The 15,475-nt window shown below is 40.5% G+C and carries 18 protein-coding genes; all 18 read right to left on the bottom strand.

Features of this window, described 5'->3' with window-relative positions:
• Positions 1 to 9: 9 nt before the first annotated feature.
• Entirely contained in the window at positions 10 to 1,146 is a 1,137-nt protein-coding gene (locus J0L60_08600; GenBank protein ID MBN8546178.1) for a hypothetical protein, read from the bottom strand.
• A gap of 23 nt (positions 1,147 to 1,169) precedes the next feature.
• Positions 1,170 to 1,391, bottom strand: coding sequence for a DUF2795 domain-containing protein (locus J0L60_08595; GenBank protein ID MBN8546177.1), 222 nt, complete (start codon positions 1,389 to 1,391; stop codon positions 1,170 to 1,172).
• 18 nt (positions 1,392 to 1,409) lie between these two features.
• On the bottom strand, positions 1,410 to 2,351 hold the full coding sequence (locus J0L60_08590; GenBank protein MBN8546176.1) for a M23 family metallopeptidase: 942 nt from the start codon (positions 2,349 to 2,351) through the stop codon (positions 1,410 to 1,412).
• Between the two features lie 82 nt (positions 2,352 to 2,433).
• Positions 2,434 to 3,432, bottom strand: coding sequence for an HPr kinase/phosphorylase (locus J0L60_08585; GenBank protein ID MBN8546175.1), 999 nt, complete (start codon positions 3,430 to 3,432; stop codon positions 2,434 to 2,436).
• Between the two features lie 4 nt (positions 3,433 to 3,436).
• Positions 3,437 to 3,754 carry a ribosome-associated translation inhibitor RaiA gene (gene raiA / locus J0L60_08580; protein MBN8546174.1) on the bottom strand — a complete coding sequence of 106 codons (318 nt, stop codon included), beginning with the start codon at positions 3,752 to 3,754 and terminating at the stop codon, positions 3,437 to 3,439.
• A gap of 16 nt (positions 3,755 to 3,770) precedes the next feature.
• Positions 3,771 to 4,667 (bottom strand): tyrosine-type recombinase/integrase, encoded by an 897-nt coding sequence (locus J0L60_08575; protein ID MBN8546173.1) that lies wholly within the window; start codon positions 4,665 to 4,667, stop codon positions 3,771 to 3,773.
• A gap of 22 nt (positions 4,668 to 4,689) precedes the next feature.
• Positions 4,690 to 5,127, bottom strand: a complete 438-nt coding sequence (ybeY, locus tag J0L60_08570; GenBank protein ID MBN8546172.1) for an rRNA maturation RNase YbeY — start codon at positions 5,125 to 5,127, stop codon at positions 4,690 to 4,692.
• Positions 5,124 to 5,660, bottom strand: a complete 537-nt coding sequence (locus tag J0L60_08565) for a gamma carbonic anhydrase family protein (GenBank protein ID MBN8546171.1) — start codon at positions 5,658 to 5,660, stop codon at positions 5,124 to 5,126. The genes ybeY and J0L60_08565 overlap by 4 nt, the downstream gene beginning before the upstream one ends.
• A gap of 36 nt (positions 5,661 to 5,696) precedes the next feature.
• Positions 5,697 to 7,286 carry a S41 family peptidase gene (locus J0L60_08560; GenBank protein ID MBN8546170.1) on the bottom strand — a complete coding sequence of 530 codons (1,590 nt, stop codon included), beginning with the start codon at positions 7,284 to 7,286 and terminating at the stop codon, positions 5,697 to 5,699.
• Between the two features lie 15 nt (positions 7,287 to 7,301).
• Positions 7,302 to 8,042 (bottom strand): glycosyltransferase, encoded by a 741-nt coding sequence (locus J0L60_08555; GenBank protein MBN8546169.1) that lies wholly within the window; start codon positions 8,040 to 8,042, stop codon positions 7,302 to 7,304.
• The gene (locus tag J0L60_08550) at positions 8,042 to 8,983 is read right to left on the bottom strand and encodes a DUF2279 domain-containing protein (GenBank protein MBN8546168.1); all 942 of its coding nucleotides are present in this window, start codon (positions 8,981 to 8,983) and stop codon (positions 8,042 to 8,044) included. Before J0L60_08550 ends, J0L60_08555 begins: the two co-directional genes overlap by 1 nt.
• Positions 8,983 to 10,452: a lysine--tRNA ligase gene (lysS, locus tag J0L60_08545; GenBank protein ID MBN8546167.1), complete on the bottom strand. Its 1,470-nt coding sequence runs from the start codon at positions 10,450 to 10,452 to the stop codon at positions 8,983 to 8,985. Before lysS ends, J0L60_08550 begins: the two co-directional genes overlap by 1 nt.
• 49 nt (positions 10,453 to 10,501) lie before the next feature.
• Positions 10,502 to 12,007: a D-alanyl-D-alanine carboxypeptidase/D-alanyl-D-alanine-endopeptidase gene (gene dacB, locus J0L60_08540; protein ID MBN8546166.1), complete on the bottom strand. Its 1,506-nt coding sequence runs from the start codon at positions 12,005 to 12,007 to the stop codon at positions 10,502 to 10,504.
• Positions 11,985 to 12,692, bottom strand: a complete 708-nt coding sequence (locus tag J0L60_08535) for an rRNA pseudouridine synthase (GenBank protein ID MBN8546165.1) — start codon at positions 12,690 to 12,692, stop codon at positions 11,985 to 11,987. The genes dacB and J0L60_08535 overlap by 23 nt, the downstream gene beginning before the upstream one ends.
• Positions 12,688 to 13,332, bottom strand: a complete 645-nt coding sequence (gene scpB / locus J0L60_08530) for an SMC-Scp complex subunit ScpB (GenBank protein ID MBN8546164.1) — start codon at positions 13,330 to 13,332, stop codon at positions 12,688 to 12,690. The genes J0L60_08535 and scpB overlap by 5 nt, the downstream gene beginning before the upstream one ends.
• Positions 13,325 to 14,044, bottom strand: coding sequence for a segregation/condensation protein A (locus tag J0L60_08525; protein ID MBN8546163.1), 720 nt, complete (start codon positions 14,042 to 14,044; stop codon positions 13,325 to 13,327). Before J0L60_08525 ends, scpB begins: the two co-directional genes overlap by 8 nt.
• On the bottom strand, positions 14,045 to 15,025 hold the full coding sequence (gene trpS, locus J0L60_08520; GenBank protein MBN8546162.1) for a tryptophan--tRNA ligase: 981 nt from the start codon (positions 15,023 to 15,025) through the stop codon (positions 14,045 to 14,047).
• Positions 15,026 to 15,033: 8 nt separating this feature from the next.
• The gene (locus J0L60_08515; protein ID MBN8546161.1) at positions 15,034 to 15,462 is read right to left on the bottom strand and encodes an HNH endonuclease; all 429 of its coding nucleotides are present in this window, start codon (positions 15,460 to 15,462) and stop codon (positions 15,034 to 15,036) included.
• Between the last annotated feature and the right edge of the window lie 13 nt (positions 15,463 to 15,475).

Genomic DNA, 15,475 nt, shown 5'->3' with positions numbered 1-15,475 from the left:
TAATGCCTTTCATAAAAGATAAATTTTTTCAGATCTGATCTCTTCCTGTATCAGAGATGCTAACAGAAACATGATATTGTAGGAAGCTATTTGCATGTTAACATTGTTGTTTTCAATAAAATAAAGGATTTTTTCAATCGAATCGATTGCCCTTGTGGGGTCAAGTTTATTATACCTGACCGAAAATTTTTCAAATGTATCCATATGTCCCGAGTAAAAGAGACCCTCACGGATACCGGCAAGATAGCGTTTGTAATCTTCAAACCAGTACATCACAAGATTAAAAAAGAGCCGAAACAGGTCACTGTCATTTTCCGAAATAACCTCTTTCAACTCCATTTGCGCGGACCTGAATTTACCACTGAGTGAGTTTCTGAGGAAAGAAACAATCGTTGCCTGCCTGTCCACGAGATTTTTTTCTTTCAGATATAAAGCTCGTGAAACAGAGCCGCCGCTTATTTTCCCCAAAATTTCTGCTTCATGTTCTTCAACTTCAAAATATCTACTAAGTACCTGCCCCACATCCTCCGGCAATAGTGGACGAAATTCGAGGGGCCAGCATCGTGACCTGATAGTTTCCCTGAGCATCGCCGGCTCGGAGGTCGTAAGGATAAAAACAAAGCCTTTAGGAGGTTCTTCAAGGTTCTTAAGGAGTGAATTTTGTGCAGGTTCATTCATCAGATGGGCATCAGAAATCAGAATAACTCTGTAACCGGAAGTATCGCTGGATAACGACAAATACCTCGTAATCGATCTGATTGACGAGATTTTGATATCATTGGCTTTTGGTATTTTTATATGGTAGTAAGGATTCGCTTCTTTTTTATGAAACTCTTCCTGAATGAACTCTAAGTCTGTTTGTGCAAGCCGGTCATATGGACCGTCATCAGACGATTCATTTTTACCTACGGGTAACGGGCAAATAAATTTTACAACCGGCTCCTGAATGGAATCAATGTGCGAAAAAGAAGGAATACCGTCAGAGAGAGAGTTTAACAGATTTGCAAATCTGATTGCCAGAAAATCTTTCCCTGTACCGGCAGGTCCTGAGAAAAGTAGAGCTTGGGGGATTTTTTTATTGGTCAGAAATCCGGTAAGTATTTCCTTAACGGATTCCTGACCATAAATTCCACTGAACGGATCCATTATTAGAGGGAATTACACTTCACTCAATACTCATCGGTATTGAAGAAGTAATCTTCGTCAGTAGGATAGTCGGGCCAGATATCTTCGATTGATTCGTACGGTTCATCAGAGTCTTCCAGTTCCTTAAGGTTTTCTATAACCTCAAGCGGAGCCCCGATGCGTTCTGCATAATCAATCAATTCCTCCTTGGAAGCGGGCCAAGGAGCATCTTCGAGATAAGACGCCAGTTCAATTGTCCAAATCATATATTGATCCCTATTTTGTTATTTCTTCGATTTCTTGTCAAAATTGGCTTTTTCCTCGTCAAAGAAAAAATCAGCCGGGTTTAAATGTTCACCGTTATAGATAACTTCGTAGTGAAGATGGGGTCCTGTTGAGAGTCCTGTGCTTCCTACAAGCGCTATTAACTCACCTCTGGACACCTTGTCTCCCTTTTGCACGAGGAGTTTGGAACAATGTCCGTACAGAGTTTTATAACCAGAGGCATGAGCAACTATTACACAAAGTCCGTAACCGCTAAAATTATCTGCTCTTTCCACGATTCCATCAGCGGTAACGAAAATCTCCTGTCCATATGTGGAACCAATATCGAGCCCTGTGTGGAACTGAGGCTTTCCGGTAATCGGATTTTTACGCGGACCAAAACTTGTCCGGTTAAACGAAGCATCCAAAGGCTTTATCGAGGGTATTCCCCTTAGATAGCCGGTCTTATCGACAAATGCTGTTGAAATTTCCTTGTTGATTCTCGACTGAAGTTCGAGGTTGTTCTCGAGCAGCTTCAATAATTTGGAGGCATCTTCAAGACTGCCATAAGAAGCAGATGCCAGCCCTCCTGTCAATTCGTAGGATGCAAGAGTGTTGTCAATTTTGAACAGGTCTTCATCCATTCTTGGGAGGTCAGCAATCTCACGGATTTCATTATTCAGACTTATTACTGTTGAGAGTCTCCCATTTACCCGGGCAATTTCATCCTTCAGCTCACTGAGCTGCTTTTTTAATTCTGCGTTTTCGACAGCGAGACCTGAGGGGTTTTCGCTGTCACCTGATACCCCCGGAAAGAAGCCGGAAGTGAGAAGAATGATAAATTGAAAAACAAAAAATGTAACAATAACTGGGAAAATCGATTTTGCAGGAGGTAATTTAAATGTGCGTATTTTAAGTTCTCGTCTGGAGATAAAATAATATCTGCTCAGAAAATTGCGCATAGAGTCTTGAATTTAAAGAATAAAAAAAAATTAAAATTAGATGTACAAAACTAAGAAACTGGCACTCTTAAACAAGACATATTTACTCAAAATCGTGCTCGAAGTAGTCAATTCCACGGGTAAAATTATCCCCCGAAGGACTTTTCAATCTTCTGTCAAGTCTGTCTCTGAAAATCTTTGCACTGTCGTAGCCATAATGCTTCAACAGATAATTTAGCGCGATGACTTCGGTAATTACCGTAATATTCTTCCCTGGAACTATCGGGAGCGTGACATAGGGGAGCTCCACATCCATAATCTGAGTGGTTGTATCATCCAGTCCTGTTCTTGTATATTCGTGTTCGGGGTCCCAAATCTCGAGATGAACAATCACTTCAATTCTTTTCTGATAACGAATTGCACGGATTCCGAACATTTTTTCCACATTAATCAGACCAAGGCCCCGGATTTCCATAAAATGTTTGGAAAGATCGGTTCCGGAACCCATTATGATTCCTTCTCCCTTCTTGGTGGCGATTACAACATCATCGGCAACAAGCCTGTGACCCCGCTCTACAAGATCAAGAGCGACCTCACTCTTCCCTACTCCCGATTGACCTGTGAAGAGGATACCCACTCCATAAACATCAATTAAAGATGCATGGATGGATGCCTGAGGCATAAACTGGTCATCGAGAAAATCACTAATAAAGAAACTTAATCTCGTTGTGGAATCAGGAGATCCAAATATCGCAACACCGTATTTCTCCGATAACTCGAGCATTTCAGGAAATGGTTGAATATTGTTGGTGATGATTATGCAGGGAATGTCGAATTTGAAGATATTCTCGATGGTAGCTTTTCGCTGTTCCTCAGGTATCGACAAAAGATATCTGATCTCAGTATTTCCGAAAATCTGAATTCTGTTGTATGAGAATAAATCAACAAACCCGGCTAAAGCCAAGCCGGGTCTGTGAAGATTGGGTTCTTTTATTTTTTTTTCAAATCCACGGTTTCCTGTGAAATTTGTGATTTTAAATTTACCGGTTGTTCTGTTAAAGAAGAACTCAACAGTAATGTGGTCTTTTTTAATCAGTTCCAATAAATTACAACTCCTGTTCGGTTTTCTTTACAGCGTCTCTTTTTGTTTTTCTTTTTGTGATCTGTTTTTCGATTTTTTCAACGGCGGCTTTTAGTGCTTTGCCGTACTCGTCAGCTTCATCTTTGGCAGTTAAAACTGTTCCTGGGAGTTTAACTATCAATTCAACTTCCTTTATGCTATCCTTCACATTTTGATAGCTCATGATCACCTCGACATCAAGAATTTCGTCTGAAAATTTCTGTAATGAGAGAACCTCTTCCTTAATCAGATCTTTTAAGGTGTCTCTTGCGGTGAACTTTCTTGCTGTTATCTGTATATTCATGGTACCTCCCGAATAATTATGACTTTGGGTGAGCTTTTTTGTATATACTTCGCAACCGTTCGATACTTACATGTGTATATATCTGGGTGGTTGAAAGATTTTCATGACCTAATATCTCTTTTATCGCCAGTAAATCCGCTCCATTGTCAAGCATGTGGGTTGCCGAACTGTGTCGCAACACATGCGGACTTTTTTTCTCAATCTCGGTGACTACCGACAGGTAACGGTTTACCAGCCGGTATACATATTTTACATTGATATTATTCCCAAGATGATTAATCAGGAAATACGGACTGACAGAGATTCCAATTCTAATATCGTAATATTTTTTCAGACAATCAAGGGAAACTCTTCCGACAGGGACAATTCTGACTTTTGAGCCCTTCCCAAGAACTCTGATTGATCCTTTCAGGAAATCGATATCCCCGGTTTTTACGGAACAAACCTCTGAAACACGCAAAGAACAACCATAGAGCAACTCAAGAATTGCTTCATGGAGAAGAATTTTAAATTGGTTTTGTTCGAGTGATTGCGATACTGAGGCAGCTTTTTCAAATTCCTTTTCAGAGATAATCTCCGGCAGTTTTCTTCGAAATTTTGGATTTTTTATATCTTTAACAAAATTATAATCAATCAATTCGCGATCCAGTAAAAAATCGAAAAACATCCTTAGTGTCGTCATTTTTCTGGCGATACTGGATTTGTCAAGATCTCTTCCATTCATGTGACCGACATATCTTTTGATAACTTTTATCGTAACAGAACTTATGGCTTTGATTTCAAGTTCGTAACAGAAATTCCTGAACTCTTGCAAGTCATGCCGGTATGCTGTCAACGTATTCTGCGAAGTCTTTTTTTCCAGCTCGAGATAAGCCAGAAAAGCTTCACAATTTTTTTCGAGGTCGATGATCACAGAATATAAAAAAGTTGCTTGATTATATAATAAATAATTTTGGATAAAGCAACTCTACGAGATGATCTTCCTCACTTTTCATGATTTTTTTCTTCTCATCAGTTGTATCATCGTAACCGGTCAAATGCAAAATCCCGTGAACAATCAGTCTGAGGAGCTCACTTTCCACCGAAACACCAAATTCTTCGGCATTTTCTTCAGCAATTTCACTGCAGATAAGCAATTCGGCATCTATTTTGCCATCCTCGTCTCTGTCGTACTCGAAGGTGATGATATCTGTGGGATAATCGTGATTAAGATGTTCTTTGTTTATTTCCCGAATAATTTCCTTTGTAACGAAAGAAATCTCAAGGTAAGAAAAATGGAAATTCTTAATCTTCGAGACCTCATTCACTATGGTTTTTACCAGTGTTTTTGTGAGTGCAGGTTTCGAATGAATTTCTACATCAATATTTTTCATTGCAAGTCCTTTCTAATATCAGACAAAATTGATATTTCACTTTCTTTTGCAATCTCAAAATAATGATAAGCACTTTTTTCGAAATAAGCAAGTTCTTTCTCAGATAAATTTCGAATTATTTTTGCAGGTGCTTCAGCGTACATAAAACCGGATTTTATAACCATCCCGGGAGTAACGACAGACCCTGCAGCAACAATGGAATTCTTTTCAACGAGAGCACCATCGAGAATTATAGAGCCTATTCCTATGAGAGTATAGTCTTCAATAGTGCACGCGTGCAAGTTGGCACTATGCCCTACAGTGACGAAACTGCCAATTTTCAAAGGTAAGTTACCACTGTTTACATGAAGGATTGAACCATCCTGTATATTGGTAAATTCACCAATCGTAATTGACTCAATATCGCCTCTAAGCACTGAGTTATACCACAGCGAAGAACATTTTCCGACAGTAACATCCCCGATTATTCTGACTCCGTCAGCGATAAAAACGGAATCATCTATTTGAGGAAATTTACCTGCGTAAGAACAGATGGTGGCTTTCGAATTTTTCAATCTAAATTTTCTCCTCTATCTCAGTTTTGCAATTTTAGCCGCTTCAGGAAACAGTTTCAGAGCTTTGAGTACAACATCATCATGTTTCATGAAAACGAAATAGAAACCTTGCTGGTTCCAGATATACCGTGCGACCTCGGCTTTAATTCTGTTTTTCATATACGATATGCTGGCAGGTGAATTTTTGATGTCCGATTCAAGATTTATCTCTCCGGCAAAAGTGAGGAATGAATTTATTTCACCTTGACTAAATTCAAATTTGCTCTCAAACTTGCTCACATCCTTAAATTCACTTTTAATTCGATCGCCATTTTTTTCGAACCACAAAAGTGCAGCCTGTGAGTAAAAGTTGTTTCTCAACAGAGCGTAAGCCTCTTTCTTGTCTTCAAAAACACCGGCAGCCACATCAGGGGTTATTCCTCCCCCGCCATATACTTTTCTTTTGTCCGGTGTAAGATAAGAAGGAAGATGATTTACCGAGTCTGAAAGGGAATCGTTTTCAGAATCATCCCTCTCCTCCACTTCCTTATAGTATTCTTCTTTATTTTCGTAATGTCTTTGTATCGATCTCCCCAACGGAGTGTAATATTTCGCGATTGTCAGTCTAATGGCCGAGCCATCGCTAAGAGGCACCTGCTGTTGTACAAGTCCTTTCCCGAAGCTTCTTTCTCCGATGATTAGACCCCTGTCCCAATCCTGAATTGCTCCTGCGAGTATTTCCGCTGCTGATGCACTTGACCTGTTTATAAGGAGAATCAGAGGCATTTTTTCAAACGGATATGCGGTTTCAGCCTTAAAAACTTCATTTGCCTGAGAAATTCGTCCTTTTGTTGAGACAATTACCTTCTCGCCATCGATGAAGTAATCGGCTATTTTTACTGCCTCGTTCAGATATCCGCCCGGATTATTACGCAAATCGATTACGATCTGCTTCATTCCCTTCGCCCGAAGTGAATTCAACATATCGAGTACTTCTACGGATGTCTTTTCACCAAATCTTACTATGTTAAAGTAGCCTGTTATCGAATCGAGCATGAACCCTGCGGTGACAGATTTAACAGGAATTTTACCTCTCCTGATCGATTTGACAATTAAATCCTTTTTGCCATACCTCAATATCGAGATGTTAACAGTGGAGCCGGCTTTCCCTTTTATTCTTTTTCGGATCAGCTCAGTCTTAATTTTCACGGCAGAAGAGTCGCCAATTTTAATTATTTTGTCACCCGGAAGGAGCCCGGCTTTTTCACTTGGACCCCCAGACATTACAGAAATAACATTGATAGTGTCTTTTATCAATTGAAACTCAATCCCGATACCTTCGAACTCACCTTTCATTTCCTCTTCACTTCCTCTGACCTCATCATCGGTCAAATAGACACTGTGAGGGTCAAGATTTGAGAGTATTCCCTCGATTGCGTTCCTTCCAAGGGTCGAATCGGAGAGTTCGTCAACATACAATTTTTTAATCAGGTCGTATGCCTGATCAATTTTATCCTTTTCACTTGTAGCGAAGAGGCTACCGTTACCGTAAAATCGCTCATACAGCATGAAAAAGGAGAGGAGTACAACGATCACTAATAGTGACTTTACAACTTTATTATCCATTTGTTACCAGATTTTCTATCTGACCGGCTTCCATTCAGAGGAAACGGTCTTTTTTCTCAGCATAATTGAAAGTGCATTAAATGTCCACAACGCAGTTACCCTTAAATATCCGGACTTTCGAAATCGTCTGGGCGATTCAAATACTCTAATCTTTTTTGAATATTCGACCTTCCCCAATTTTATAAGACGATTAAAAAGTTCAAAATCTTCGCCCGCCGGAAGTGCAAAATTAAAATATCCTGCCTTTTCAAAAAATTCCTTTTTTACTATGATGCACTCACCCCTGCCCATACCAAGATTGAGAGTGTTTAGAAATTTAAAGTAGTGGTTGTAGAACCGATGGAAAATCCGGTCGATGGTTTTTTCTTCCTCGGGAAAAGTATCAACCCATGCAGCAATAGCAATGAGCCGGCTTTTAGTTTCGAATTCACTGTATATCCTGTCGATCACATATTTCACATCATCAAAAAGAATATCTGCATTGCAGAACACAAGAAAATCTCCTGCTGCATTTTTTGCACCTGCATTTCTTCCTGAAGCAATATTGTTAACCTCGTCGAATTTGGCGTTAACTATCTTATCTGCATACCTGAGTGCAATCGGGATTGTCCCATCGGTGCTCCCCCCATCTGCGACAATCACCTCCACCGAATGTTTTGTGTGTCTGATTGCTTCTTTTAAATTTGCAAAAAGTCCCTCAAGGAGTTTTTCTTCATTTAGTGTTGGTATGATGATCGAAAATTCCGGGTTTCCCATCAAAAGCAAAGACCAAAAAATGCCACACCGTTTGTAATTCTAACTGCAGGCATCGGAAATTTGATAAATCCAAAGGTATTTTTAACCATCTGCCAGAATGCACCATATAGAGGGATGGTTTCGTAATCAAGATCGAGTGCTATATAAAAATCAGCTTTTCCGCCCCCCCTGCCGTCAAGGTCTCGTACACCATATCCCAGACTAAGCATCAGAAAATCAGGCCAAAACTTCTTGAAGCTCTCGCCAAACAAATTATTAACGCGGACGGAGAGCCAGAATTTTTGTCCTTCATAATCATCAACCACTATGAGTTTTTGACCCGGATTATGTCCTTCCTTCCCAAGATTTTTAGGGAAATAACTAAATCTGGGCTGGAAATTGTAAAGGACAGGATAGTAATACTGAAAAACCGGGTATGCAGCTCCAAGAACATCTGCTATGGCATCCCCTCTGCTAAAACCCCAGTCCTGAGCAAACCCATCTTCAAATTCCACATATAATTGAAAAAAGAGCGCTGCTGCCGAGGATACCCAAATGCCGGTGCCATAATCAACTTTGGCTGCCTCGAGTCCGACCGAAAAAGCATGTGAGAGAATTATTGGAGCGTAGAAATGGCCGACTTTATCGAGCCATAATGCGTAGTCCCAGTCTTCTATAAATCTGAAACTTCCTCTTTTTCCGCTCCACCATGCATTTGTTTGATACAAGTGAATTGCAGCGATGGAGCCTGTGTAAACGGCACCAAGACCACCTAGGAGCAGATAATCGGGCTTTGGGAATTCTATTTTTGGATAAACCGGTTTCAGAACCCGGGAAGAATCGGGAAAAATCATGATTGAGTCACCCGGTTCCCTTGGAGGGATCAGACTCTTGCCACTTTCAGACTGTGGCAAGAGATTGATCAAAATTATGAGCAAATAAAACGGGAGATATTTTCTCACTATTTCAGGGGCTTCATGGTTGGAAAGAGAATCACATCCCTGATTGAAGGCTGGTTCGTAAGGAGCATGACGAGACGGTCGATACCGACACCCAAGCCGGCAGTAGGAGGCATGCCGTATTCAAGCGCTCTAACAAAATCCTCATCAATTACCTGAGCCTCATCGTCACCCTGATCGCGCTGCTTAAGCTGATCTTCAAATCGTGCTCTCTGATCAATGGGATCGTTCAGCTCACTGAAGGCATTGCAGATTTCTCTTCCCACAACAAATCCTTCAAATCTCTCAACAAGTCCGTCTTTCTCACGGTGTTTTTTTGCCAATGGAGAGGTTACAACGGGATAATCGATCACAAAAGTGGGCTGTATCAACTCACTTTGTGTTGTGATTTCGAAAAGTTCGTCTATAATTTTCCCACGGCTTTGAACTTTCTGTGTGTCGATACCAAATTTTTTAGCAATTGTGAGTACTTCTTCATCTGATGCGGTCAGGAAATCGATACCTGTTTTTTCCTTTAAGGAATCAACCATCGAAACTCTTTTCCAAGGACCCTTAAATTCGATAGTCTGACCATCGACATCAAATTTTGTAGTACCATACACCGATATACAGATATGTTCCACCATTTCTTCGACGAAAGACATCATCCACTCATAGTCTCTGTAGGCAACATAAACTTCCATCATTGTGAATTCAGGATTATGTGTTTTGTCCATTCCCTCGTTTCTGAAATCCTTTGAGATCTCATAAACTCCGTCAAAACCGCCGACGATGAGCCTTTTCAGGTAGAGTTCATCTGCAATTCGGAGATAGAGAGGGATATTCAGTGCGTTGTGGTGTGTGACAAACGGACGTGCAGATGCACCTCCATAAATCGACTGCAGAGCTGGAGTTTCAACCTCAAGAATCCCCTTGGAATCGAGGAACGACCTCATTGCAGAGATTATTTTTGAGCGGGTGACAAACACTTCTTTTACTTCAGGGTTTAAAATCAAATCAAGATATCTCTGACGGTACCTTAATTCTTTGTCTGAAAACTGATCGTAGATAACCTTGTTTCCCTCTTCATCAATCATCTCTTTTGGTACGGGAATTGGGCGGATCGACTTCGTAAGTAACTGAACTGAAGTGGCGTGTACTGAAACCTCCCCTGTTCTGGTCTTAAATACATATCCTTCTACGCCGACAATGTCCCCGATGTCAAAAAGTTTGAAGTTTTCATATTGTTCAGGGATATCATCACGACGGAGATAGATTTGAATTTTGCCGGCTCTGTCCTGAATATGAGCAAAAGACGCTTTTCCCATACGGCGGATGGTGACTATTCTTCCTGCGATTTTCACTTCCCTCTTACTCTCGTCGACATAATTTTCGATTATATCCTTCGAATCGGAAGTTACATCAAAACTGTATGCAAAGGTATTTATTCCTTTTGCTTTCAATTCATCTAATTCCTCAAGTCTTCGCCTCATTAATGAGTTGAGGTCATCATTTACATGGATATTTTCCAATTTATTTCCTTTATTTTTTTCTCTTCAAAATACTTAATCTGTTACAAATTTTGTCTATAATATTATCGATAAAAGAATATGGTACAAGAAAATTGTTTGCAATGAACACAACAGAAATCATCTCGTTGTCTGCGGATTTGATATATCCGGCCAGACTTCTCACATTTTCATTCAGACCGGGTTTAGCTCTTAGATTGTTCGCTGCACTGGCATCAAGTAACCGGTCCGCAAGAGACCCGTCACGACCTGCCACCGGTAGCGAATTATAAAAATAGGAAAAGTCCTCAGATTTAAAGATAACACGCAGATACTTTGAAAACTGCTCCGCCGAGGTAAGATTTAGCAAACTAAGACCGCTCCCGTCAACGATGTTCAATGTCGCTGGATCAATTCCGGCGCTCTTAAGATGTCTGGTTACTGAATTTATTCCATTTTTTGTGCTTCCCAGCCCCGATTCTACCAGTCCGATTGTCTTTAACAACTGTTCAGCATAAAAGTTATAACTGTTCTTGTTACACAGTTTTATAATTTCCGAGAGTGGCTTTGATTTGTGCCGAAACAAAATGGTTGTTTTCGGATCCGCTTGAGGGCTTGTGTACTGGGACAAGAGTTTGATTCTACCTTTGACTTTAATCCCTCTTTTGTGCAGCACTTCGCGTAGACACTGCAGGAAAAACTCGCCGGGTTCATCGATGGCAAGACTCTTCACAACAGGTTTATCTGTCTCTTTTATTGTACCGGAAATCCTTATGATATTACTCCCGGGGTATTTCAGGATTTCAATGGCAGTAGTAGAATCTTTTCCAACAGTCTCAAGATCATTGATGATACTGACATATTTAGTGGAAGGTGTCATATCGAGTTCTGCTCGAAAGCCCGTTTCTCCCGGAAGGATGGTAACATCCACAGAATTATCGTTAAACGCCAAAGCACTTGAACGGGCCGCGAACCACTCACCAAGATGGTCCCATTGCCATCCCTTCCCGATACCATTGCTTTCGAAATACCTGTCGTCACCAATAAGGTCACCATTAATATTCAAAACCCCCAGTTCTATTAACTTGTCAGCCCACGAGTTGAAAATTGCGTAGACATCATTGTTTTGAAGTCTGCCTGAGATGGTGGGATCACCTGAGCCTGTAATAATCAGGTCACCTTTTAATTGGTCACCTTCAATGGTTCCCGAAGTTTTTACGAGAGTTTCGTAAACAAAATCACTTCCCAAATATGTTAGAGCGGCACCTGTGGTAAAAAGCTTTATCAATGAAGCCGAATTCAGGAGCTTATTTTCATTTCTTTTGTAAAGAATTTCGCCCGAAGAAATGGACTGGATGACCACTCCCCAAGTAGCGCTCGAAATATTTGGATCGCTTAGGATGCCGTCAATAGTCTGCCATATTTCTTTTGATCCGGCAGTCCAGTATTTTGGGCTGTTCCGGACGGAATCCTTCTGTGCTTCAATACTGAAGTTAAGAATTATCGCAAAAGCAAAACTAACTGTGAGTATATTTCGCAAGCACATCCTGGATTTCTTGATTACTTGCCTGTCTGTAGGCGCCAGATTTTAGATCGTTCACTGTAAAACCGGCGAACTTGCTGCGATGAAGTTTATCAACGAAATAACCCATCTTCCTGAACATCCTTTTCACAAAAAGATTTCTTCCTTCGGTACATTCGACTGTCAGGGAACGGGGATTCTTTTTGTCGACTTTAACATTTTCGAACTTGCCTTTCCCGCCCTCGATCGACACTCCTTTCAGCAAAGGTTCTAAATGACTTTGTTCAAATGGTTTATCCAACTTTACTTCATAAGTTCTGAGTATCTTGTTTTTGGGGTGCAGCATAACATTTGCAAATTCACCGTCATTACTAAGGATCAGGACCCCTGTTGTATCATAGTCAAGTCTGCCAACCGGAAAAATCCTTTTCGAAGTTTTTATCAGTTCCATCACTGTAGGGCGGTTTTTATCGTCTTCAACGGTAGTTATGTAACCTGATGGTTTGTTCAAAATATAATAGACCTTCTCTTCGAATTTGAGAGGTTCGCCATCAAGAGATACTTTATCCTTGTCCGGGTCAACCATGAAACTCAGAGAGATGATGGTATTTCCGTTTACATCCACTCTCCCCTCAAGAATGTACTCTTCCGCTTTTCTTCTGCTCGCCACCCCTGACATCGCGAGAAATTTATTAATTCTAATTTTCGATGTTGTCATCTTTTAATTCCAATTCTATTGTTTCTTCAACCGCTTGCATCATCAATTTTCTTTTCTGCTCAATAAAATCTTCATCTTGCATCAATTCATCAATTTCACGCGGTTTTGGCAGGTCTGAAATTTTATTCAGCCCGAAATATTTAAGAAATTCTTCAGTTGTACCGTACAACAGGGGTCTTCCGACAGTTTCGGCCCTCCCTGTAATGGTTATAAGTCTCTTGTCAAGCAAAGTACTCAGGATATAATCAGAATTGACGCCCCTTATGGCTTCAATGTCAGGTTTCGTTATAGGTTGTTTATAAGCAATTATCGAAAGAGTTTCAAGGGATGCCTGAGAAAGTCTTCGTTTGATCTTTTCCGAATTTAGATAACCGAGATATTTACTCAATTCAGGTTTTGTTGCAAAGAGAAATCCACCGGCTATTTTGACGATTTTGAAAGGAAAGTGTGCCGGCTCGTACTTTAAATTAATCAAATCAATAGCCGAATCGATGTCGCCGGAAGAAATTGCAGTGGTTTCACCATCAATGGCGATGATAGCCCTTACAAGTTCATCTGAAGTAATCGGGTCTTCGGATGCAAAAACGAGTCCTTCAATAACAGGAAGATATACTTCTTCAACCATTTTCTAATTCATATATTTCAAAATCATTAAAATTGTCGGACTCCTTTATGCCGATCAACTGCATTTTTACCATCTCGAGCAAAGCGATGAATGTATAGACGATTTGGATTTTAATCTTTAATCCTGTAACCATTCTCGAAAAAATTACTCTTTTCTCCAGGAGTAATTGGTTTCTGATAAACTCCATTTGGTCCTCGATGCTTACAGGTACCCGCTTTATCTGATGTACCGGTTCCGGTTTCAGATTGGACATTATTTTTTGGAATGCCCTCGCAAGATCGAATACGGTTATGTTTTTCAATAAAAGCCCGGTATCGTCAAAAGTTGATTTTTCGTCCAGATTGAAATTGCCTCTGAAAAACAATTTTCGTTGTTCCGATTCAAAAAAGACAAATTCGTCAGCCATTTCCTTGTATCTCTTGTACTCCAAAAGTTGTTTTACAAGATCAGCCCGGGGGTCTATTTCCTCCCCCTTTTCGTCAATCTCTTTCGGAAGCAGCATCCTCACTTTGATATGCATCAGCGTGGATGCCAGCAGGATGAAGTCACCTGCCTGTTCGAGGTCGAGAATTTTAATCAACTCCAGATACTTCAGAAACTCATTGGTGATATATGATATTGGTATATCATAGATATCCAGTTCATCCCTTTTGATAAAGAAGAGGAGAAGATCAAGAGGACCTTCAAACGAATCAAGTTTGACTTTGAACATTTAGCCGAGATTCATGTTTTTTCTAACTGCTGTCATAGTTTCGTTAGCAACTGTTTTTGCACTTTTTTCACCATCAGCAATTATATCGAGTACAAGTGAGATGTTGTTCTCGTAAGTTTTTCTTTTTTCAAGCACAGGCTCGAGGAATTTTGATATCTTTGAAGCACAATTAAGTTTACAGTCGACACATCCAAGCGCACCACTTCTGCAACCTGCTTCAATTTCTTCAACTTCAGCGGGATTGAATTTTTTATGGTATGAAAACACAACACAGACTTCAGGTCTGCCCGGATCATTTCGTCTTACCTTAAGGACATCTGTAACGGCTTTTTTAAGTTTTAGTTTTACAGTTTCAGGTTCATCCGAAAGAAGTATGGTATTACCAAGCGACTTGCTCATTTTAGCTTCACCATCCAAGCCTGCCAACCGGGAAAACACGGTAAGAAGAGGCTCGGGCTCAGGGAAAACATCGCCGTACTGATTGTTAAACCGGCGGGCGATTTCACGAGTGATCTCAACATGCGGAACCTGATCTTCACCCACAGGAACAACAGCGCCCTTGTAAATCAGGATATCTGCTGCCTGCAATACAGGGTATCCCAGGTGTCCATATACTATTTGTTGAATATTGAGGTCTCTAACCTGGTCTTTCAATGAAGGATTTCTCTCAAGTCTGTTTGCAGTGATGAGCATCGAGAAAATCAAAAACAGCTCTGCATGTTCCTTTATCTGCGATTGTCTGAACATTTTTACTTTATCGGGATCCAACCCGACAGCCAGCCAGTCGATGACCATATCAATCGTGTCATTATAAATATTTGATGAGTCCAGATTTGTGGTCAGTACATGGTAATCTGCAATTAGATGGTAACTTTCGTATTCATCCTGTAGTTTTATCCAGTTTTCCAGGGCTCCGGTGTAATGTCCGAGATGAAGCTTTCCAGTTGGACGCATCCCGCTTAAAATTCGTTTTTTCTGCATTGATTAATTCAGTTAGTGAAAAGGTATGGTTTCCAGCGATTATCTAAAATACCGACTGTAAATTTAATAAAAAACATGTTATTAGGAGCATAAGGCTGGAAGTGTAGCGGCATTCCTGCTTCAGACGGAGTACGATCACCTTTCTTGCTGTTGCATTTTGGGCAGGCTGAAATCAGATTTTCCCAAGAGTCTTCTCCACCTCTCGATTTAGGGATAATATGGTCAATAGTGAGGACAACATCAGATTTTCCACAATAGACGCATTTGTGACCATCGCGTCTGAGAATGTTCTTTCGGGTGAGGATTACCTGTTTATAAGGGATATGCACATATTTCCTAAGTCTGATTACTACGGGGAAGGGATAATTCTTCCTGACACTTTTTATAGTCCTCTCTTTGTCAGCAAGTACCAACTCGGCCTTACCCAGATAAATCATATCAAAAGCGCGG

The sequence above is a fragment of the Ignavibacteria bacterium genome, from assembly GCA_017302895.1.
Taxonomy (GTDB): Bacteria; Bacteroidota; Ignavibacteria; order Ignavibacteriales; family Ignavibacteriaceae; genus UTCHB3.
This window is presented reverse-complemented; position numbering and strand designations above follow the sequence as displayed.